The 19,671-nt window shown below is 51.3% G+C and carries 20 protein-coding genes; 13 read left to right on the forward strand and 7 right to left on the reverse strand.

Going from position 1 to position 19,671, the window contains the following annotated elements:
* Position 1: 1 nt before the first annotated feature.
* The 7 genes from cmk to rfaE1 all read left to right on the forward strand — a co-directional run bounded on the left by cmk (position 2) and on the right by rfaE1 (position 6,995).
* Entirely contained in the window at positions 2 to 679 is a 678-nt protein-coding gene (gene cmk, locus ACO0LC_RS21740; protein WP_423007012.1) for a (d)CMP kinase, read from the forward strand.
* A 151-nt stretch (positions 680 to 830) separates the two neighbouring features.
* Positions 831 to 2,534, forward strand: coding sequence for a 30S ribosomal protein S1 (gene rpsA, locus ACO0LC_RS21745; protein WP_423007014.1), 1,704 nt, complete (start codon positions 831 to 833; stop codon positions 2,532 to 2,534).
* 23 nt (positions 2,535 to 2,557) lie between these two features.
* Positions 2,558 to 2,863, forward strand: coding sequence for an integration host factor subunit beta (locus ACO0LC_RS21750; protein WP_110256992.1), 306 nt, complete (start codon positions 2,558 to 2,560; stop codon positions 2,861 to 2,863).
* Positions 2,864 to 3,020: 157 nt separating this feature from the next.
* Complete coding sequence (locus tag ACO0LC_RS21755; RefSeq protein WP_423007016.1) at positions 3,021 to 3,335, forward strand: LapA family protein; 315 nt, start codon at positions 3,021 to 3,023, stop codon at positions 3,333 to 3,335.
* 23 nt (positions 3,336 to 3,358) lie between these two features.
* Positions 3,359 to 4,534: a lipopolysaccharide assembly protein LapB gene (gene lapB / locus ACO0LC_RS21760; protein ID WP_423007018.1), complete on the forward strand. Its 1,176-nt coding sequence runs from the start codon at positions 3,359 to 3,361 to the stop codon at positions 4,532 to 4,534.
* A 111-nt stretch (positions 4,535 to 4,645) separates the two neighbouring features.
* Positions 4,646 to 6,019 (forward strand): UDP-glucose dehydrogenase family protein, encoded by a 1,374-nt coding sequence (locus ACO0LC_RS21765; protein WP_423007020.1) that lies wholly within the window; start codon positions 4,646 to 4,648, stop codon positions 6,017 to 6,019.
* A 19-nt stretch (positions 6,020 to 6,038) separates the two neighbouring features.
* On the forward strand, positions 6,039 to 6,995 hold the full coding sequence (rfaE1, locus tag ACO0LC_RS21770) for a D-glycero-beta-D-manno-heptose-7-phosphate kinase (protein WP_423007022.1): 957 nt from the start codon (positions 6,039 to 6,041) through the stop codon (positions 6,993 to 6,995).
* Between the two features lie 71 nt (positions 6,996 to 7,066).
* On the opposite strand, the gene ACO0LC_RS21775 is transcribed toward rfaE1, so the two are convergent.
* Positions 7,067 to 7,870: a DODA-type extradiol aromatic ring-opening family dioxygenase gene (locus ACO0LC_RS21775; protein ID WP_423007024.1), complete on the reverse strand. Its 804-nt coding sequence runs from the start codon at positions 7,868 to 7,870 to the stop codon at positions 7,067 to 7,069.
* 159 nt (positions 7,871 to 8,029) lie between these two features.
* On the opposite strand from ACO0LC_RS21775, the gene ACO0LC_RS21780 reads away from it, so the two are divergent.
* From ACO0LC_RS21780 to cysM, 3 genes are all read left to right on the forward strand, one after another.
* Positions 8,030 to 8,926, forward strand: a complete 897-nt coding sequence (locus ACO0LC_RS21780) for a LysR family transcriptional regulator (RefSeq protein WP_423007026.1) — start codon at positions 8,030 to 8,032, stop codon at positions 8,924 to 8,926.
* Between the two features lie 149 nt (positions 8,927 to 9,075).
* The gene (locus ACO0LC_RS21785; RefSeq protein WP_423007028.1) at positions 9,076 to 9,534 is read left to right on the forward strand and encodes a ComEA family DNA-binding protein; all 459 of its coding nucleotides are present in this window, start codon (positions 9,076 to 9,078) and stop codon (positions 9,532 to 9,534) included.
* A 256-nt stretch (positions 9,535 to 9,790) separates the two neighbouring features.
* On the forward strand, positions 9,791 to 10,693 hold the full coding sequence (gene cysM, locus ACO0LC_RS21790; protein WP_423007030.1) for a cysteine synthase CysM: 903 nt from the start codon (positions 9,791 to 9,793) through the stop codon (positions 10,691 to 10,693).
* Positions 10,694 to 10,957: 264 nt separating this feature from the next.
* Here the strand turns inward: cysM and ACO0LC_RS21795 are convergent, their stop codons facing one another.
* The 5 genes from ACO0LC_RS21795 to ACO0LC_RS21815 form a co-directional block, all read right to left on the reverse strand.
* Positions 10,958 to 11,257, reverse strand: coding sequence for a hypothetical protein (locus tag ACO0LC_RS21795; RefSeq protein WP_110257001.1), 300 nt, complete (start codon positions 11,255 to 11,257; stop codon positions 10,958 to 10,960).
* Between the two features lie 325 nt (positions 11,258 to 11,582).
* On the reverse strand, positions 11,583 to 12,710 hold the full coding sequence (gene mltB, locus ACO0LC_RS21800; RefSeq protein ID WP_423007126.1) for a lytic murein transglycosylase B: 1,128 nt from the start codon (positions 12,708 to 12,710) through the stop codon (positions 11,583 to 11,585).
* A gap of 20 nt (positions 12,711 to 12,730) precedes the next feature.
* Positions 12,731 to 14,752: a transglutaminase TgpA family protein gene (locus ACO0LC_RS21805; protein ID WP_423007032.1), complete on the reverse strand. Its 2,022-nt coding sequence runs from the start codon at positions 14,750 to 14,752 to the stop codon at positions 12,731 to 12,733.
* A 7-nt stretch (positions 14,753 to 14,759) separates the two neighbouring features.
* On the reverse strand, positions 14,760 to 15,734 hold the full coding sequence (locus tag ACO0LC_RS21810) for a DUF58 domain-containing protein (protein ID WP_423007034.1): 975 nt from the start codon (positions 15,732 to 15,734) through the stop codon (positions 14,760 to 14,762).
* A 26-nt stretch (positions 15,735 to 15,760) separates the two neighbouring features.
* Complete coding sequence (locus tag ACO0LC_RS21815) at positions 15,761 to 16,681, reverse strand: AAA family ATPase (protein WP_423007036.1); 921 nt, start codon at positions 16,679 to 16,681, stop codon at positions 15,761 to 15,763.
* Between the two features lie 294 nt (positions 16,682 to 16,975).
* On the opposite strand from ACO0LC_RS21815, the gene ACO0LC_RS21820 reads away from it, so the two are divergent.
* Genes ACO0LC_RS21820 through ACO0LC_RS21830 form a run of 3 tightly spaced genes read left to right on the forward strand, consistent with a single transcriptional unit; the run spans position 16,976 to position 19,005 of the window.
* Positions 16,976 to 17,914 (forward strand): histone deacetylase family protein, encoded by a 939-nt coding sequence (locus tag ACO0LC_RS21820; protein WP_423007038.1) that lies wholly within the window; start codon positions 16,976 to 16,978, stop codon positions 17,912 to 17,914.
* A gap of 2 nt (positions 17,915 to 17,916) precedes the next feature.
* A complete protein-coding gene (locus ACO0LC_RS21825) occupies positions 17,917 to 18,471 on the forward strand; it encodes a GNAT family N-acetyltransferase (protein ID WP_423007040.1) in 555 nt (184 codons plus the stop codon).
* Between the two features lie 24 nt (positions 18,472 to 18,495).
* Positions 18,496 to 19,005, forward strand: a complete 510-nt coding sequence (locus ACO0LC_RS21830; protein ID WP_423007042.1) for a nuclear transport factor 2 family protein — start codon at positions 18,496 to 18,498, stop codon at positions 19,003 to 19,005.
* 32 nt (positions 19,006 to 19,037) lie between these two features.
* On the opposite strand, the gene ACO0LC_RS21835 is transcribed toward ACO0LC_RS21830, so the two are convergent.
* Positions 19,038 to 19,514: a DUF4952 domain-containing protein gene (locus ACO0LC_RS21835; protein ID WP_423007044.1), complete on the reverse strand. Its 477-nt coding sequence runs from the start codon at positions 19,512 to 19,514 to the stop codon at positions 19,038 to 19,040.
* Between the last annotated feature and the right edge of the window lie 157 nt (positions 19,515 to 19,671).

Genomic DNA, 19,671 nt, shown 5'->3' on the forward strand with positions numbered 1-19,671 from the left:
TATGACTGTACCTAGTCCTGTTATCACGATAGACGGCCCTACCGCATCCGGTAAGGGTACGGTAGCGCACAGGGTCGCCAAGCATCTGGGTTTTCATTACCTGGATTCTGGTGCCCTGTACCGCCTGACTGCCCTGATGGCTACCCGCCATGGCATCGTGCTTGAAGATGAAGCCACCATTGCCAGCATGGCAAGAACCCTGCCTTGTCGTTTTGTTCACGGCCATGTGTTTCTGGAAGACGCCGATGTCACCGACGCCGTAAGAGCAGAAGAAGTCGGCGTGGCAGCTTCCCGTATTGCTGTTTTGCCAGCAGTACGCCAGGCCCTGGTTGATTTGCAGGTGGCTTTTCGCTATACGCCCGGCCTGGTGGCTGACGGGCGCGATATGGGGACGGTCATCTTCCCCGATGCCAGCTTAAAAGTTTTCTTAACAGCAAGTGCTGAGGCGCGCGCAAGCCGTCGATATAAGCAATTGATTGAAAAGGGAATTTCTGCTAATATGGAAAACTTGGTAAAAGATTTGATGGAACGTGATGCGAGAGATAGTGCCCGCAGCACAGCGCCGCTCAAGCCCGCGCCAGACGCGATCATCCTGGATACATCTGAATTAACTGCTGAAGAAGCGGTCAATAAAGTACTGGTCTGGTATGCGCAAACACAGGCAAACAACGCCATATAAGTAAGTATTTTAGTATCTGGTGAAGTTTGCAGGTGTCGTTTCAAGTGCCTTTATTGACGCAAGGTTAATAAAGGGATGTTCAACCTAACCCGGTAAATAGTGTCTTTTGCACCGTTCCGGCTAACTTGTAAATACTATGTCTACTGTTTTCATGTCCCAAGATTTCGCAACCGGTGCAGATAGCTTCGCAGCTTTGTTCGAAGAATCCCTGTCACGTCAGGATATGCGTTCCGGTGAAGTGATTTCTGCTGAAGTCGTCCGTATCGACCACAACTTCGTGATCGTTAACGCTGGCTTGAAGTCTGAAGCCTTTATCCCTGTTGAAGAATTCAAAAACGACCAGGGCGACCTGGAAGTTAATATCGGCGATTTCGTTTCCGTAGCGATTGATTCGCTGGAAAACGGTTTCGGCGACACAATTTTGTCCCGTGACAAAGCTAAACGTCTGGCCTCCTGGCTCGCGCTGGAAAAAGCGCTGGAGTCTGGCGAGATCGTTACTGGTACAGTAAATGGCAAAGTCAAAGGTGGTTTGACTGTTCTGACGAACGGCATCCGCGCTTTCTTGCCAGGTTCTTTGGTTGATACACGCCCAGTTAAGGATACAACTCCTTACGAAGGCAAAACCATGGAATTCAAAGTTATCAAGCTCGACCGCAAGCGTAACAACGTTGTGCTGTCCCGCCGCGCTGTTGTTGAAGCGTCCATGGGCGAAGAGCGTCAAAAACTGATGGAAACCCTGAAAGAAGGCACAGTGGTTACTGGTGTTGTTAAAAACATCACTGACTACGGCGCGTTCGTTGATCTGGGTGGCATCGATGGCTTGTTGCACATCACCGACCTGGCATGGCGTCGTGTACGTCACCCTTCCGAGGTGTTGACAGTTGGTCAGGAAATCACTGCAAAAGTATTGAAATTCGACCAAGAGAAAAACCGTGTTTCCCTGGGCGTAAAACAACTGGGCGACGACCCATGGACAGGTTTGTCCCGTCGTTACCCAGCGAACACACGTCTGTTCGGTAAAGTAACGAACCTGACTGACTACGGCGCGTTCGTTGAAGTCGAGCAAGGTATCGAAGGTCTGGTTCACGTTTCCGAAATGGACTGGACTAACAAAAACGTTGCACCAAACAAAGTTGTTCAATTGGGCGACGAAGTTGAAGTCATGGTTCTGGAAATCGACGAAGAACGTCGTCGTATCAGCCTGGGCATGAAACAGTGCAAAGCCAATCCTTGGGATGATTTCGCGATCAACCACAAGAAAGGGGACAAAGTTCGCGGCGCGATCAAGTCCATCACTGATTTCGGCGTATTTATCGGTTTGTCTGGCAACATCGACGGTCTGGTACATTTGTCTGATCTGTCCTGGAATGAAACAGGCGAAGAAGCAGTACGTCGCTTCAAGAAAGGTGACGAACTGGAAGCCATCGTTCTGGCAATCGACGTTGAGCGTGAGCGTGTTTCCCTGGGTGTTAAGCAACTGGAAGGCGACCCATTCAATAACTACTGCGCAATGAACGACAAAGGTGCAGTTGTTACTGGTACAGTTAAATCTGTTGAAGCCAAAGGCGCAGTAATCCAGTTGGCAGACGACGTTGAAGGCTACCTGCGTGCATCCGAAATCTCCCGCGACCGCGTGGAAGATGCTGGTACACACCTGAAAGTCGGCGACACAGTTGAAGCCCTGGTATTGAACATCGACCGCAAAGCTCGTGGTATCCAATTGTCTATCAAAGCTAAAGATAGCGTTGAAACACAAGAAGCTATGCAAAAAATGTCCGTTACTGATTCCAACGCAGCATCCGGCACAACCAGCCTGGGCGCTTTGTTGAAAGCCAAGCTCGACAATAAAAACTAAGCTTAAGTCATAAGGTTTTCACTATGACTAAGTCGGAGCTGATAGCTCGTCTGGCAGAGCGATATCCGCAGCTGGTAGCTAAAGATGTGGATATTGCTGTTAAAACCATACTGGATGCAATGTCGGATGCCCTGGCAACGGGGCAACGCATAGAAATTCGCGGTTTTGGCAGCTTTGCACTGAACAGTCGTCCACCACGGATAGGTCGTAACCCCAAGTCTGGTGACAAGGTGATGGTCCCTGAAAAACGGGTGCCGCACTTCAAGCCAGGTAAGGAATTGCGCGAACGTGTTGATGCCATGGTGGGGCAACCGATACACGATGACTAAGTCAGGTTGACTGGTCAAAGTTCGGGCTTCGACAGCGATGTAAAAATAAAAACGGCATATCGGTTTTCCGATATGCCGTTTTTTTTCAGTACAATGCTCTTTTCGGGATAAATTGCTTAATTAACGATTTTTCCGCTTATCCATCAAGGATGCATACATGAAATATATTTCAAGATTTTTAGCCATCGTGCTGTTTATCCTGTTCTTTGGCTTTGCCTTGAAAAACGACCAGATAGTCACGCTGCAATACTTTTGGGGCTACCATCAGTCTGCGCCGCTGGTCATCATGCTGCTGGCTTTTTTTGCCGGTGGCGCCACGCTGGGTGCGCTGGCCATGGTGCCCATGGTGTTCCGTCACAGACGCGACCTGCACAAGCATAAAAAGACTCTTGCAGAAATTGAAAAAGAACGTGAAGCAGCGCAAAGGGCCAGCACACAAGCCCCCCAGCCTGATAGCATTCGCAATACCTGAAAACACAATAAGAAAAAACGCACATGGAATTTGAAATCTGGTGGTTACTAGGTATCCCCCTATTCTTTACCTTGGGCTGGGCTGCTGCGCGCATAGATATACGCCAGTTGATCTCGGAATCCCGCAGCCTGCCGCGTGGCTATTTCAAGGGCTTGAATTTCTTGCTCAATGATCAACCGGACAAGGCCATTGATGCCTTCATCGACATCGTCAGGCTCGATCCTGAGGCAGTGGACCTGCATTTCGCCCTCGGTAACTTGTTTCGCCGCCGCGGTGAGACTGAGCGCGCGATCCGCGTCCATCAAAACCTGCTGGCCAGGCCAGACCTGCCTACCGAACAAAAAACCCAGGCCATGTATGAACTGGGCCAGGATTATCTGAAAGCCGGTTTGCTTGACCGTGCCGAAGAAACTTATAACCTGCTCGTCAACAGCCCGTTTGAAGCCCAGGCCAGGCGCGCCCTGCTGGAAATCTACCAGCGTGAAAAAGAATGGGCGCGCGCTATAGAAGCGGCCAATGCCCTGCAGGAATGCGGCGCTGGTGGCCGTCAAAAAGAAATTGCCCAGTTCTATTGTGAAATTGCCCAGGATGAACTGGTGCATACCAATGCCGACGCAGCCCTGGCTAACCTGGAAAAAGCACTGGCAGCAGACCGCAATAATGTCCGTGCCATTATCCTCATGGGTGATGTGTATATGGCCAATGGCGATACTGAGAAAGCCCTGGCTACCTGGCGCAGAGTGGAGCAGCAAAGCGTGCCCCATGTGGCACTGGTGGCGCAGCGCCTCATGGATGCTTACCGCAAGCTCGATAAGCCACAAGAGGGCTTGAATTTGCTCAAAAATTATCTGGCGGATGCGCCATCCATCGACTTACTGGAAGTCGCCTTCAAGGCCACGCTGGAGCTGGAGGGTGTGGAAGCCGTCAATAGCCTGGTCAGCGAAGAATTGCGCCGCACACCGACACTGCTGGGTCTGGATAAATTGCTGGATGGCCGCATCATGGTAGTGCCGCCAGAAGTCCGGCCTGAGCTGGCCATTATCAAGAACCTGGTACATGGTTATGCGCAAAAACTCGCGCGCTATCAATGTTCCAATTGCGGTTTCAAGGCCAGGCAGTTTTATTGGCATTGCCCAGGCTGCAGTAAATGGGAAACTTACCCGCCGCGTCGTACAGAAGAACTCAATGTTATGAACTAGATCCGCATTCATCCAGCCTTGAACAGGATATATGTTCCCAAGCTAGCCCAGATATGGCAAGCAGTGTCAGGTTTGATGTCGCGTCTTCTTATTAAATTTGGTGATCAAAAAATGAAAATCACAATTATTGGTACAGGTTATGTCGGTCTTGTCACAGGTGCCTGCCTGGCTGAATTGGGCAATGATGTATTTTGCCTGGACGTCGATCAGCGCAAGATTGATATCCTCAATAATGGCGGCATCCCTATCCATGAGCCTGGCCTGGAAGAAATCGTCGCACGCAACCGCGCTGCAGGTCGCATACAGTTTTCTACCGATGTCGAAGCCAGCGTCAAGCACGGTGATGTGCAGTTTATCGCTGTCGGCACGCCACCGGATGAAGATGGTTCTGCTGATTTGCAATACGTTGTGGCTGCGGCAAAAAACATAGGCAAGTACATGACGAACTTCAAGGTCGTCGTTGATAAATCTACTGTGCCTGTTGGTACGGCTGACCGTGTCAGCGCCGCCATCTCGGCTGAATTGGCAACGCGCTCTGCAACTGTGGAATTCTCGGTAGTTTCCAATCCAGAATTCTTGAAAGAAGGTGCAGCAGTAGAAGATTTCATGCGCCCTGACCGCATCGTCATTGGTTGCGACCAGACACCGCAAGGCGAAAAAGCACGCAGCCAGATGAAGAAGCTGTATGCGCCTTTCAACCGCAATCATGAGCGTACTTACTGGATGGATGTACGCTCGGCAGAGTTCACCAAATATGCCGCGAACGCCATGCTGGCGACCCGTATCTCTTTCATGAATGAGCTGGCCAATCTGGCTGACCATGTCGGTGCCGATATTGAAGCCGTGCGTCATGGCATAGGTTCTGACCCGCGCATAGGCCACAGCTTTTTGTATGCCGGTTGCGGCTATGGTGGTTCCTGCTTCCCCAAAGATGTACAGGCGCTGGAACGCACAGCCCAGGACTATGGCTTGAATCTCCTGATCCTGCAGGCAGTGGAAGCCGTCAATGCGCGGCAAAAGCAAGTACTGGGTAACAAAATACAGCAGCGCTTTGGTGAAAACCTTAGTGGCCGTCATTTCGCCATCTGGGGCCTGGCATTCAAACCCAATACCGATGATATGCGTGCGGCGTCTTCACGTGTCTTGCTGGGCGAGCTATTGCGCGCAGGTGCGACTGTAGCTGTATATGATCCGGTCTCCATGCAAGAAGCCAAACGCGTGCTGGAACTGGATTTCTATGATGCGCCAGAATTGCTGGCATCCATACGCTATGCCGCTAACCCTATGGATGCGCTGGTTGAGGCGGATGCGCTGGCGATTGTCACCGAATGGAAGGCCTTCCGCAGCCCTGACTTTGATGAAGTCAAGGCCCGCCTGAGGCAGCCTGTGGTCTTTGATGGTCGCAACCTGTTTGAGCCCACGGTCATGACCGAACTGGGCATTGAATACCACGGCATAGGCCGCTCCGTATTAACGAGTAAATGACGAACAAATAATGCAGAATATGGATGCAAGGAAAGATGCAAGGAAAGATATAGCGGCGAAGCGTATTCTGGTCGCAGGCGATGTCATGCTCGACAGATACTGGTTTGGCGAAGTCAATCGCATATCGCCCGAAGCCCCGGTGCCTATCGTGCGTGTGGAAAAAAGTGAAGAGCGCCTTGGCGGTGCAGCCAATGTGGCACGCAATGCCGTCGCCCTGGGTGTGCAGGCTGCCTTGATGGGTGTCATCGGTGACGATGATGCTGGCAATAGCATGGAGCGTTTGTTGAAGTCTTCCGGGATAGAAGCTTACTTGAGTCGCGACCAGCAAATCTCCACCATCATCAAATTGCGCGTTATCGGCAGGCAGCAGCAATTGCTGCGCATCGATTTTGAAGAACGCCCGACGGAACATGTCCTGCGTGACAAGCTGAATCGCTTCAATTCCTTGCTGACTGGCTATGATGTCGTGGTTTTATCCGACTATGCCAAGGGTAGCCTGGTGAACGTCAGCGCCATGATCGCTGCGGCAAAGGCGGCGGGTAAGATCGTGCTGGTCGACCCCAAGGGCAGCGACTTCAAACGCTATGCCGGTGCCAGCCTGCTGACACCGAATAAATCAGAATTAAAGCAAATCATCGGTGACTGGCCAAATGAAGAAGAGCTGACATCCAGAGCCCAGCAGTTACGCACAGATTTACAGATCGATGGCTTGCTGCTGACCCGCTCAGAAGAAGGCATGACCCTGTTCACGGCCGAAGGCGTGACCCATGTGCCAGCTATGGCAAGGGAAGTATTTGATGTCTCTGGTGCTGGTGACACTGTCATTGCTACCATGGCCGTCATGCTGGCGCAGGGCAAGTCCATGCAAGAGGCCGTTGTCATCGCCAATCGTGCCGGTGGTATTGTGGTTGGCAAGCTGGGTACGGCGACTGTGACAAGGGAAGAGCTCTTCCCGGAGTTCTTCCCCATTAAGTAATAAGTAATAAGTAATAAGTAATGCTTGTGCTGGCTTAAAGGAATCAAGCCAGCATTCTCATTCCTACAGTGTCAGGCAATTGCCCCAAAACGAAAGCTCGAAGCCACCACGCCGCCAAAGATGTTTTCTTCATGATAAACACAACTGGCGACTTCATCTGCTGCAGCACCGACTGCGACCATCAGCGGCAATAAATGCTCTTCTCTGGGATGGGCTACCCGTGCTGCCGGAGCATCTTCCCAATTGATCAGGCGGGCGACTCTTTCCGTCGTGCTGCTGGCGATCAGGCTGTCCTGCAGCCAGTCATCAAAACTTGACGATGGCTCCTTGGCCAGCGGGCCAAAGCGACGCAGGTTGTGGTAGCTGAGGCCGCTGCCTATGATGAGCACACCTTCGGCACGCAAGGGGAGGAGGGCGCGTCCCAGCGCCAGATGTTCGGCCGGGTCCAGTCCTGCGCGCAGTGATAATTGCACTACAGGCATATCAGCTTGGGGATACATCACGGCCAATGGTACAAATGCGCCATGGTCAAAACCACGCTGCTCATCAGCCAGGACTGGCAAGCCTGCGTCCTGTATCAAGCCTGTGACCCGTGCTGCCAGTTCGGGCGAACCCGGGGCCGGATAGCGTACTTTATAGGTATGCTCAGGGAAGCCGCCATAGTCATACAACATGCCAGGTGCTGGATTGCTCATGACACGGAAAACAGTGTCTTCCCAGTGTGCCGAGATCATGAGGATGGCCTTGGGCTTATATGGCAGTTGCCTGGGTATGTCGACCAGCGATGCTTCCAGCACATGCATGGCTTTGCGCATGTCTTCCATATATGGCCAGGGGCCGCCGCCATGCGAGATAAAGTAGGTGGGCAAGTTCATATATACATTTCCTTGATAGTCATTCCATGCCTGGGCTTATCCCCTGCAAATCATAGGGGCTTGATGTTATTCATCATAATGTTTCCCGTTACGGAAATCGATGGTGGTAAAGTAATTGTATTGTTTCCAAAAGTGGAAACATTGCACAAAAGGCAGATCATGGATGAACTTGATATCAACGGCATCAGGGTGTTTCGCGAAATCGTTGAGTCTGGCAGTTTTACTGCTGCGGCAGATCGTCTTGGCATGGCAGCGCCCATGGTCAGCAAGCATATCGCCAGGCTGGAGCGCAAGCTCGGGGCGCGGCTCTTGAACCGCAGCAGCCGCAGCATGAGCCTGACGGAAGCAGGCAAGGATTTTTTTGCGCAAGGCAGGCAGGCGCTGGATATTCTCGATGCTGCGGTTGCTTCAGTCGCCCAAGCCAGTGGGCCACCTCGCGGTGAATTAAAAATCAGCGCCCCTGTCTGGTGTGCCAACTCCGGCTTTGCCCGCTTGCTGGCAGATTTTCGGCTAGACTATCCCGAAATCAGGCTGGACCTGCATCTTGATAATCATATGGTGGACCTGGTGGCGGATGGTTTTGACCTGGCCTTGCGGGCAACCGATGAGCCTTCTGCTGCCTTGATCGCCAGGCGTCTGTGCAAGGTCGAATTTCATCTGGTGGCCACGCCCGCTTATTTGCACGAGCTGACATTGGGCATAAAAGCAGGCCAGGGCGTAGAGCAACACTCCATGGCAGTCATCTTGCCCAATTATGTGCAATCAGAACGCTTCCGCTTGCCCCTGCAAACAGTAGACCCACCATTGAAACTCGATGCCATCATGAAATGCAGCGATACCACGCTCAGTTATCACTGTGTGCTGGCTGGCATGGGAGCCGCATTTTTGCCAGCCTGGCTGGTGGATGGTGATCTTGCTTCGGGCCGCTTGCAACTGGTTGCTGGTAATGAGCCGGGTTTTGCCGGTAATTTATATGCAGTCTATGCCAGCAGGCGGCAGATGCCACCCAAGCTGCGTTGCTTCATTGATTTTTTGATAGACAGATTAGGTGATTAAATAAAGTTGACATATATCTACAGGGATTTTGTGGAATACTTGTCAACGGAATCATGTTTGGTTCCGTTGATAGCGATATAGAACAGTGAGAAACAAAAAAACTGAACTATACCGCTGAGAAAATGTTCACTTATTGAGGGAGTATTCGCATGTTGAAGAAATTAGTGTTTGGCTTGATGGCTTTGTTGGCTGCTACAGGATTTGCATTTGCTGATGTCGATGTCAATAAGGGCGACCAGGCTGCATTGGATGGTATCAAGGGTATAGGTCCAGCTAAATCCAAGGCCATCATAGAAGAGCGCACCAAGAATGGTGCCTTCAAGGATTGGGCTGATTTTGAAAGTCGCGTCAAAGGCGTTGGTGCCAAGAGTGCGGTGAAGTTGTCTGAGGCAGGTTTGACTGTCAATGGCGAGGCGAAGCCAGGTGCTGCTGCTAAGCCAGCTGCCAGCGCACCTGCCAAGGCAGAGAAAGCAGAAAAGCCAGCTAAAGCTGAAAAACCTGCTCCTGCCGCATCAGCGGCGCCGGCAGCCCCGGCAGCTGCCAAGGCTCCAGCGGCTGCATCTGCTGCATCTGCTGCATCGGCGGCTTCCAAGGCCAGCGCCAAATAAGCACATTTGCGATTGGCTTCAGGCGCAAAACAAGAACCTCAGGATCCGTCCTGAGGTTTTTTATTAGCTTATTCAAAATCTGTATAAGCCTCAAGAGGGGGCGATAACAGATGAGGAAGTTCTTGATCTGTCTGGGAAATCTGGCATTTCTTTACAAGGAAAGCCGCTTTCTGCTGTGAGGCAACTAGCTTATGCGGCAAGCGTCTAAGGGTAACTGCGATTAGAATGAGAGTTTGTCTTTTTCAAGCTGCTTACCATGACTTATCTGACCATCGAAGATACCATAGGCAATACCCCGCTCGTTAGATTGCAGCGCATACCTGGTGTTGAAAATCTGCGCCGTAATAATGTCATCCTGGGGAAATTGGAAGGGAATAATCCAGCTGGTTCAGTGAAGGACAGGCCCGCCTTGTCCATGATAAAAAGGGCAGAAGAGCGAGGTCAGATCAAGCCGGGCGATACGCTGATTGAGGCCACCAGCGGCAACACCGGCATTGCTCTGGCCATGGCAGCTGCCATGCGTGGTTACAAAATGGTGTTGCTGATGCCGGAAAACCTCAGCATAGAACGTCGCCAAAGCATGGCAGCCTATGGTGCCCAAATCATGCTGACCCCTAAAACTGGCGGCATGGAATATGCGCGTGACCTGGCTGAGCAAATGCAGGCAGAGGGGCGTGGTGTGATACTCGACCAGTTCGCCAACCCGGATAATCCTCTGGCGCATTATGAAGGTACAGGGCCAGAAATCTGGCGCGATACCAGGGGGCAGGTGACGCACTTCGTCAGCGCCATGGGAACTACCGGCACCATCATGGGGGTGTCTGCTTATCTGAAAGAACAGAACCCGCAGATACACATCATCGGTGCGCAACCTGAAGAAGGTTCGCAAATCCCCGGCATACGTAAATGGCCAGAGGCATATATGCCCAGGATTTATGACAAGGCCAGGGTAGACCAGGTCGAATCTGTGACACAGGCAGATGCCGAACATATGGCCCGCAGGCTGGCAGTGGAGGAAGGTATATTCTGTGGTATTTCTGCCGCAGGTGCTTGTGAAATTGCTTTGCGCATCGCGCAAACGCTAGAAAACGCCACTATCGTCTTTATTGTTTGCGACCGTGGTGACCGTTATTTATCGACCGGCGTCTTTCCCGCCTGAACATCAAACTGAGGTGAGCGCAAGCAAGGCGCTCGCTGGGTTTGCATCTCCCTGACAGTTTTGCAGCATCATCATCCTGTCATAAATCCAGAGCACAATAAATATACAAAAAAGCGCTGAAAAAACGCGATAAAGCAGCGCAAAAATTCAAACAAAAAAATACCGAAATCACGCTTGTGGCGTGTTTTCGGTATTTTTCAAAGAAGCAGTCTTCCTGAAAATCTGCAGATTTACCAGGTAGCGAGCAACGATCAAATAAAAGACTTATGCTGCGTCTTTTGGTTTGAATTGTTTGTCGCTGATGCGGAACTTTGCACGACGGTCGCCCATCAATTCGCGCAGTTCTTTAATGCTGACATCGCTGATTTCATGCATGCGTATCAGCAGTGAAGCGCCGACAGGCAGGCGACGATGCCTGATTTTACTAATTACTGGTGGTGCCACTTCCAATGCTCTGGAGAGTGCTGCATCATTTTTCAAATGCAATTGCTTGATCAGAGTATCCAACAGATTGTTTGGATCATAGTCGATTTCATCGGATTCAAGCTGGGTCAGGTTTGCCATAATTACCTCGCTGTTTAGTTTATTGATGCTAAATTTTGTTGCTTCAATAAAAAATTAATCAAACGGTAATATTGTATCTTTAAAATATAATTTGCTTGTCAGAAAAATAGCAAACCATTGTTAAATCTCTTGACACATTGCTTACTTCATACGCAAATGTGTCAACTAGATAACAACACTTTAGTTTAGAAAATACTGAATGGCAATGTTTATTCCAGTAATTAGTTACTAGAATAACATAAATTAACAATTTTATTTGGTTCTATAAAATCTGTTAAATCCTTTACTTCCCCTTGCTACATGCTTCAACAGTGTTTAACCCTAATTATTTTTGCCTGGCGATTGCAATTGCTCTACCCAGGTCAAAGACCGACATTGCGTAAAAATAGCTACGGTTGTACAAGGTGATGGCAAAAAAGTTTTCTGTTGCAAACCAGTACTCTGTTGCATCGTTGCCATTTTGCAGATCGACAAGACCATATTGAATATTTGTTGGCGCTTCGCTACTAGCTGTTGTCGCTATGGCTTTTAAATCCTGCAATTGATAACTGGCTTGTAAACCTTTCCCCAGAACAGCAGGTAGCTGCTCACTTTTTTCAGAAACGACCAGGGTGGCCGGAAAGGCAATGGGTAGGTTGCGCTTCCAGCCATGCATGGCCAGATAATGGGCGACACTGCCTATGGCGTCGACAGGTGAATCGGTCAGGTTGATCTTGCCATCGCCATCAAAGTCCACCGCATATTTCCTGATACTGCCAGGCATGAATTGCGGCCAGCCTATGGCGCCGGCATAAGAACCCTTGAATAGAAATGGGTCTAGCGAAGCTTCCTTGGCCATCAACAACATATTTTCCAGTTCAGCACGGAAAAATTGCATGCGCACTTCACGGGTAGGGGTATCGGGATAATCAAAGGCTAGTGTGGTCAACACATCCATGACGCGGAAACCACCGGTTTGTTTGCCGAAGATGGTTTCGACACCGATCAGACCAACGATGATTTCTGGTGGCACGCCATATTCCTGCTCGGCCCTGGCCAGTGCATCAGCATATTTGTCCCAGAAGGCGATACCTGCTTCTATGCGGTAAGGTTCGACAAAGCGGGCGCGATAGGCTTTCCAGTTCTTGGGTTTTCCTGGAGGTGCCGGGCGCATCAATTGCCTGGCGGACTCTATGTATTTGACTTGCTTGAAAATGGTTTTTAGTTCAGCTTCGCTAAAACCATGCTTGCTCACCATGCTGGAGATAAAGCTGGATACTTCCCTGGACTGTTCAAAATGGCCCTCGGCTTTCTGGGCTTTGACAGTGCTGGCGTTGGCGGCGGGCTTTTTTACATGTTTTTTCTCTACAGCATTTGCTTGCCCCGTTGTGAGCAGGGCAGTGGCGATGATGAGGGAGGAAATGCAGCTCAGCAGTGAGCCTGGCTGGTTTGTTGCGGTTGTCGTGAAAGAGATCAAAATACGTCAATAAAAAATTAGCGGCATGCAGCCAACAAGGTTTTTAAACGCCGGATCAGCGTGCTTTCCGGACCTGGGTCTTTGCCATAGCGGGCACTTGCATACAGTGTCAGAAAACGCTCGGCGTCTTCAAACTCAGCTGTGGGCAGGCTGGTACGCAATCTTTCCAGATAGGCTTTGGGCCCCTCATGCAAGGCGCGCGCTGCGGTCTTTTTTTCCATCTTGCGACAGAAAGAAAAGTATACCTTATCGAGCGCAGTAATACGTGGCCGGTTGCGTATCAGGGGCAGGGCCATCAAGCCGATGACCAGGCTGGCGACGATAAAAAACAGCAAGGCAATTTGCGCCCAGTCCACCTTCATGAAACCCAGGGAATTCAAGAAACTTCTTTGTGCACTAGGGCTGTAATTCAAAACCCATTGATTCCATGAGTTATTGACGGCGCTCCATTGCATGCGTACTTGATGGAAAAAAGAAACGCTGGCCGGGCTCAGGTTCATCAGTCCTGCCAGACCCTGGCGCGGTACGGCATAGTTTAGTGAACGTTCTACCCGTTCTGGTGCAACAGCGGCAGTGGGGTCTACCCTGAGCCAGCCTTTGCCTTCCAGCCAGACTTCCGTCCAGGCATGGGCATCGGATTGCCGTATTTCCAGAAAACCGTCTACGGAATTCAATTCCCCCCCCTGGTAACCAGTGACGACGCGCGCCGGGATGCCCGCCGCCCGCATCAACAATACAAAGGCGCTGGCGTAGTGTTCGCAAAAGCCCGCCTTGGTATCGAACAGGAATTCATCGGCACTATTCCGGCCCAGTCGCGGTGGTTCCAGTGTGTATACATAGGACTCGCGCCGGAAATACTTCAATACGGCCAGGATCAGTTGCTGATCATCCTGGTATTGCGCACGCAAACTATTGGCAAAGGCTTGCGTGCGCGGATTATAGCTTTCCGGCAGGGCCAGTGAGCTGGCCTGTGCTTCTTTGCTGCTATCGGCATCGAGGCTGTAGTTGGTGTAAGAAGCGACGCTGTATTTGATTCGTTCATTGGTGGCCTGATCGCGTCGGGTTTCCATCAGCCTGCTAATGAAGGCCGCACTTCCTGCTGCCCCTTCGATTTCAGGATTGCTACCCGGCATGTCCAGTGCGAATAGCCAGTTTTGGCCATTTGCTTCCAGGGTAATTTCCTGGCGTATGGGCTGGCCGCGATATGTGATCCTGTCGGCATTTTGTGCGGAACTATAGGCTGAGCGCCTTTCTTCCTGAGACCAGTTGCGGCCATCAAATTGATTCATGACAATACCGCGCCAATACAACAAGGACTTGGCAGGTATCGCCTGGTCAAATCTGACGCGAAAGGCAATTTCCTCAGACTGGGCCAGTTCACTGATATTACCTGGCGACATGGAGCCTGAGAGCCCGCTGCGACCGGATTGTGCATCTCCCGGCAAGCCCCAGAGTGGTCCCTGTATGCGCGGGAACAACAGGAAGGCGATAATGGTCAGGGGGATCGCCATACCCAGTATGCCAGCACCGAATTTCAACCTTTGCCAAAGAGGGGGAACAACACCGGTGTAATGAAAGGATAATTGCGCCGTCAGCAGCAGACACAGACCCGTCAGTGTGAGTATCGCAGCAAAGATGGTTTGCTGATAAAAGAAACTGGTGAGCAATAAAAAGAAACCCAGGAAAATCACCACGAACAGGTCACGTTTGGCGTGCATTTCCAGCAGCTTGCAAGTCAGCAGCAACACCAGCATGGTGACGCCGGCTTCCCTGCCTAAAAAAGTCCTGTGTGTCAGGTATACCCCTGCCATCATCAGTATTGCTACTGGTAGTAATAACAGCGCAGGAGGCAAGCGGCGGCCACTCAGGGTCAACCAGCCTCGCCATGTCAGCAGCAAGACACAGGATGTGTTGACCCACCATTTGACGTGCTCTGCATGCGGCAGTAGTACAAATAAGCAGGCAAAGATCAGCAGCAGGGTGTCTGCCTTGTCACGCGAAAGTATGGTGCGAAATAGTGGCATTCTCATTTGGCGCATGGCTGGTTCACAGGTCGTAGAGGGCTAAGGCACGCAGGCAGGCATGGCAATGTTCAGGCCCGCTGGCTGGATCATATTCCGTTTGCCCCAGGCGAAACCCATAGGTGAGCCCACGCTGATCGGCTTCCAGCACCCAACTGGTCATGCGTGACAATTTAAATTCCGTGTCCATATTTCCTGACATGGTCCGAAAGTCCAGCATCACATCGCTGCCAGAGCCGCCAGCAAACTGTTTGGTGACCAGATTTCCCCCCAGCGAGGGATCGACTTTGGCGATCTGTTTCCAGGCCAGGTGCTTCATCGCATCCCCCGCCTGGTAGGCGCGCACACCAGCAAAGTCTTCGTCGCCCGCATGTCCTGGAACTTCTGTTTTTTTTCCTTGCCCAGACAAGGGCAAGGGTGGCGGATTTGCTTCCGGCTGGGGATAGACCAGGGCAAGGCTATCTGGCAGCCAGGTGCTCCACGCACGCAACAGGCCCAGAGGGTAATGGGTTTGCAAGCGTATTCTGGGTATGGCCTGCAAGCCCCTGGTTGTCGTGGGGTAGCTGAGTAGCACCGCCACGCGGCTATCGGCGGCAACATCGACAAATTTTTCAGGGTGGCCTTTTTCAGCAAAGCCCACACTGATGGCATAACGGGCATACGCACGGCGATTGATCAGATAGACCGTATACTCAGTTTCTTCACCGGCAAAGACCGCCCTGGCTGAGCCAGGTAATAGATGCAGATAAGCCAGATTGCGGAAGGCATAAAATACATTGACCAGGGCAACGCCGCCGAGTACATAAGTCAGGCCAAAGCCCAGGTTCAGGCTGTAATTGGTGGCGGCCAAAAACATCAGTAACAAGAGTACGACGAATACCAGGCCGGGTTTGCTGGGCAGGGTGAATACCCGCCTCTGGTTGAGGAATACTTCACCGCTTTCTGGCTTGTGTTCCAGAAAAACGATCTTGCGCAGTCTTTTCTTCATTGATGTGAACATGCCGTTTTTACTTTGTGGCCGCAGCTTCAGACGCTGACGCGTTTCATCAATTGCGCCAGCAATTCACTGCTGGCACTGACTTTGCCTGTCATGGATTTCAATGGGCGCATCCTGTGCGCAATGACGGGTATCAAGACTGCTTGCACATCTTCAGGCAAGACATGGTCACGGCCTTCCATGGCGGCCCAGGCTCGGGCCGCTTGCAGCAAGGCGATAGAGGCGCGCGGGCTCATGCCTTCGGCAAATAAATCTCCCTGGCGTGTGGCATGGGCCAGTGCCTGCACATAGTCTATCAGTGAAGCCGAGGTATGGATTTTCTTGAGTTGCTGCTGGGCTTCCATCAATTCTTCGGCCTGCATGACGGCTGGCAGTTGTGCCAGCAGGCTGCGCCGGTCTTCGCCCATTAACAGCGCACGTTCAGCTGCAGCATCCGGATAACCCAGTGACAGGCACATCAAAAACCGGTCCAGTTGCGATTCAGGCAAGGCGAAGGTGCCGACTTGATGGGCAGGGTTTTGGGTGGCGATGACGAAGAAAGGCCGGGGCAGGTTGCGTGTCTGCCCTTCCACGGAAACTTGCCTTTCCTCCATCGCTTCCAGCAGGGACGACTGGGTCTTTGGGGTGGCACGGTTGATTTCATCGGCCAGCAAGACTTGGGCAAAGATGGGGCCGGGATGGAAAATAAATTGTGACTTTTCCCTGTCAAAAATCGAGATGCCAACCACGTCTGCAGGCAGCAAGTCACTGGTAAATTGCAGGCGATTGAACTTCAGCCCCAGTGAAATTGCCAGGGCATGCGCCAGCGTGGTCTTGCCCACGCCTGGCAAGTCTTCTATCAACAAATGCCCGCCTGCCAGCAAACAGACCAGAGCCTGCCGGATTTGCTGCTCCTTGCCTATGATGACACTATTGACCTGTTTAGCTACTTTGTGTACTTTGGAAAACATGTTTTTCCTTGCTTATCAATGTGGGTGCTTGCCTGAAATTCATGGCGCAGGGGATAGTTCATCAAACTGGCCCGGCACAGGAATTGTCAAATCTCTGTGTTCACAGTGTAAACCGAAATATCAAAAACTGTTGCCCATAGTGAAAAGTTTCAGACAGACGGATTTGCAAAACCGGGCAAATAGGGTGAAACTAATTCATTTTATTAATAAGACAGATAAGCAGAACAGGTTTCATAAGCCCTGAGCAGGTGTGCACCTGACTAGCAGGGTTTGTGGCGGTTCTGGCACAGAGACATGACAACTGCGTACTATACCCATGCTGACTGCAAACGCCATGAAATGGGCTCATGGCACCCTGAATCACCAGATCGCCTGCAGGCCATCGATGATCAATTGATCGCCAGTCGCATCAGCACCTTGCTTGATCATCGTGATGCGCCACTAGCCGCAGAGGCCGATCTGGCCAGGGTACATACTGCCGATGCCATCTACAGAATAAGAGAAAATTGCCCATCCGAAAAGTCGGAATACAGCCATTTTCCACTGGATGCCGACACCTCCCTGAATGCCTATACCTGGCGTGCCTCGCTGCGTGCCGCCGGTGCTGCCGTGGCAGCGACCGATGCCGTGCTCGATGGTGAAGTGGAAAATGCCTTTTGCGCCATACGCCCGCCTGGCCACCATGCCACCCCAAGCGAAGCCATGGGTTTTTGCATGTTCAATAATATTGCCGTGGCGGCCAAACATGCGCTGGAAGTGCGCGGTTTGCACCGCATTGCCATCGTTGACTTTGACGTTCATCATGGCAATGGCACGGAAGAAGCCTTTCGCGATGATGAGAGGGTGCTGATGGTCAGCTTCTTCCAGCATCCATATTATCCCTATACGGGTACCGAGCATCCGGCCAATAATATGGTGAATATCCCCGTGCCGGCACATAGCTATGGCGACGTGGTGCGCCAACTGATTACCGAACAATGGTTGCCTGCCCTGTGCAAGTTTGCGCCAGAAATGATTTTCATCTCCGCCGGTTTTGATGCTCACCGCGAAGATGACATGGGGCAGTTGGGTCTGGTTGAGGCTGACTATGCCTGGATCACCAGGGAAATCATGAAGATAGCCCAAGAATTTTCCCAAAAGCGCATCGTCAGTTGCCTGGAGGGTGGCTATAACCTGTCTGCACTGGGGCGTAGCGTGGTGGCCCATCTCAAAGTTTTGGCTGACCTGGATTGAGCATGATTAGTTACAGCAGCCTTAGTCCGCTAAAGACGGAACGCCTATTATTACGCAAGCTGGAACGCAGCGATCTCGACAGTGCAGCCCTCATCCATGGCGACCCTGCAACGAATATCTACAACCCTACCGGGCCCAGGTCACGTGAAACCACCCGCACTTTGCTGGATGCCTGGGCCGGTGCCTGGGAATGCCAGCATTTCGGTTATTGGACAGTTTGCCCCATTGATGACCCCGATCAGGTATTGGGCTTTGGCGGTGTCATGCGCAAGCAGATAGGTGACTTCAGCGGTTTGAATATGTATTTTCGCTTTGCCGCCCATACCTGGGGCAAGGGCTATGCGACAGAAATGGCCAGGGCCGCCTTGCATGCTGCATTTGTGATTTTGCAAGAAGATGCCGTGTATGGTCTGGTGCGTCCGGGAAATGCTGCTTCGCGCCGTACCCTGGAAAAAATCGGCATGCAATTGTGGTCTGACGTCGATGATGTACCGGGCGAGGCTGCCAGCCTGATTTATCGTATTACACAAGATGAATACCTGCACCGTAAGAGCTAATCCTTCATCAAACAGGATATGGACATGAAAAAAATACTGACCACTTTATTGGCGGCACTGGCAATGCAAGCCACTCAGGCCCATGCCGGTGATGATGTGGCTGCCGTCGCAAGTAAGGTCGCTCAATTCATTGATGAATGGCATGACGATGCCGCCCATGCACGCCTTCAATATTTTGACAAGATGGCAAAAGACGGCATCTACATAGGTACGGACAAGACTGAACGCTGGAGCAGGGACGAATTCAAAATCTGGGCCAGGCGTTTTTTTGAGCGACCATCGGCCTGGGCGTTCACGTCCTTTAACCGCCACATCAATATGTCGGACGACCGTCAGTGGATATGGTTCGATGAGCAACTGCAAACCCAGATGGGTATTTGCCAGGCAACAGGTGTGATACGCCAGACCGCGCAAGGTTTTGAAATCAAGCACTATCAGTTGTCCTTGACAGTCCCGAATGAATTGACGGATTACCTGGCAGCGGGCGTCAAAAAATTGGATGAAAAACAGGCTGAACAAGTACCAAAAAAATAGCCAGAGGGAATGAGGGCGTCGTCAGGTCAGGCTCAAGGCGACTCTAGTGGCAACTTTACATTGACATAAAACCAGTCTATTTTGGACCATTCCTGCCTTTGCCTGATCAAGTTTTCACCTGTCCCCATGCTGATGCTGTAATTGAATTCAGTATCGCTGTTTAGCTGGCCTTTACCACTGTGCAGAGGGCGATGGCGGTTTTCCCAGATGCAGCATACCCGCTGTAGTGGTGACATCCTGGTCTGTCTTATCAGGTAGCGCTCTATTTGTGCTGCCTCACTCCCCCTGACTTTGTAACTTGCCAGCAGGGTGTGGATTTGTGCATCCATGGCCGGTTTGCATTCTATAAAAATCAGGGCACCTGGCTTTTTACCAAGTTTTTGTAAGAAGTCAGCGCATTCTGGCGCATTGCTGCTTACATGGGACGCCAGCTCTCCCGCCTGGATTGAGCTTGTCACTAATGTAGTCAGGGCAGTCAGCAAGAAGCGTTTGTACAAAATTTTGTTCATTCTATGTATTCCAAGGCTAGTCTGCATAGTAAGCTGGAGCTTGTCATCCAATTATCTATGTTGATTAAAATCATCGTTAACTGCAATACGCAGGATGCCAATTTGGCAAAATAGACGCTTAAATGGGCTGGTTTTAAGCTGTAGAAAGCAAAATCCG

This window comes from Undibacterium sp. JH2W, assembly GCF_049340425.1.
Classification (GTDB): domain Bacteria; phylum Pseudomonadota; class Gammaproteobacteria; order Burkholderiales; family Burkholderiaceae_D; genus Undibacterium.

Bases quoted from the DNA above. Each gene is read 5' to 3' on its own strand.
- cmk (WP_423007012.1), top strand. From the start codon at position 2: ATGACTGTACCTAGTCCTGTTATCACGATAGACGGCCCTACCGCATCC.
- rpsA (WP_423007014.1), top strand. From the start codon at position 831: ATGTCCCAAGATTTCGCAACCGGTGCAGATAGCTTCGCAGCTTTGTTC.
- ACO0LC_RS21750 (WP_110256992.1), top strand. From the start codon at position 2,558: ATGACTAAGTCGGAGCTGATAGCTCGTCTGGCAGAGCGATATCCGCAG.
- ACO0LC_RS21755 (WP_423007016.1), top strand. From the start codon at position 3,021: ATGAAATATATTTCAAGATTTTTAGCCATCGTGCTGTTTATCCTGTTC.
- lapB (WP_423007018.1), top strand. From the start codon at position 3,359: ATGGAATTTGAAATCTGGTGGTTACTAGGTATCCCCCTATTCTTTACC.
- ACO0LC_RS21765 (WP_423007020.1), top strand. From the start codon at position 4,646: ATGAAAATCACAATTATTGGTACAGGTTATGTCGGTCTTGTCACAGGT.
- rfaE1 (WP_423007022.1), top strand. From the start codon at position 6,039: ATGGATGCAAGGAAAGATGCAAGGAAAGATATAGCGGCGAAGCGTATT.
- ACO0LC_RS21775 (WP_423007024.1), bottom strand. From the start codon at position 7,870: ATGAACTTGCCCACCTACTTTATCTCGCATGGCGGCGGCCCCTGGCCA.
- ACO0LC_RS21780 (WP_423007026.1), top strand. From the start codon at position 8,030: ATGGATGAACTTGATATCAACGGCATCAGGGTGTTTCGCGAAATCGTT.
- ACO0LC_RS21785 (WP_423007028.1), top strand. From the start codon at position 9,076: ATGTTGAAGAAATTAGTGTTTGGCTTGATGGCTTTGTTGGCTGCTACA.
- cysM (WP_423007030.1), top strand. From the start codon at position 9,791: ATGACTTATCTGACCATCGAAGATACCATAGGCAATACCCCGCTCGTT.
- ACO0LC_RS21795 (WP_110257001.1), bottom strand. From the start codon at position 11,257: ATGGCAAACCTGACCCAGCTTGAATCCGATGAAATCGACTATGATCCA.
- ACO0LC_RS21805 (WP_423007032.1), bottom strand. From the start codon at position 14,752: ATGCGCCAAATGAGAATGCCACTATTTCGCACCATACTTTCGCGTGAC.
- ACO0LC_RS21810 (WP_423007034.1), bottom strand. From the start codon at position 15,734: ATGTTCACATCAATGAAGAAAAGACTGCGCAAGATCGTTTTTCTGGAA.
- ACO0LC_RS21815 (WP_423007036.1), bottom strand. From the start codon at position 16,681: ATGTTTTCCAAAGTACACAAAGTAGCTAAACAGGTCAATAGTGTCATC.
- ACO0LC_RS21820 (WP_423007038.1), top strand. From the start codon at position 16,976: ATGACAACTGCGTACTATACCCATGCTGACTGCAAACGCCATGAAATG.
- ACO0LC_RS21825 (WP_423007040.1), top strand. From the start codon at position 17,917: ATGATTAGTTACAGCAGCCTTAGTCCGCTAAAGACGGAACGCCTATTA.
- ACO0LC_RS21830 (WP_423007042.1), top strand. From the start codon at position 18,496: ATGAAAAAAATACTGACCACTTTATTGGCGGCACTGGCAATGCAAGCC.
- ACO0LC_RS21835 (WP_423007044.1), bottom strand. From the start codon at position 19,514: ATGAACAAAATTTTGTACAAACGCTTCTTGCTGACTGCCCTGACTACA.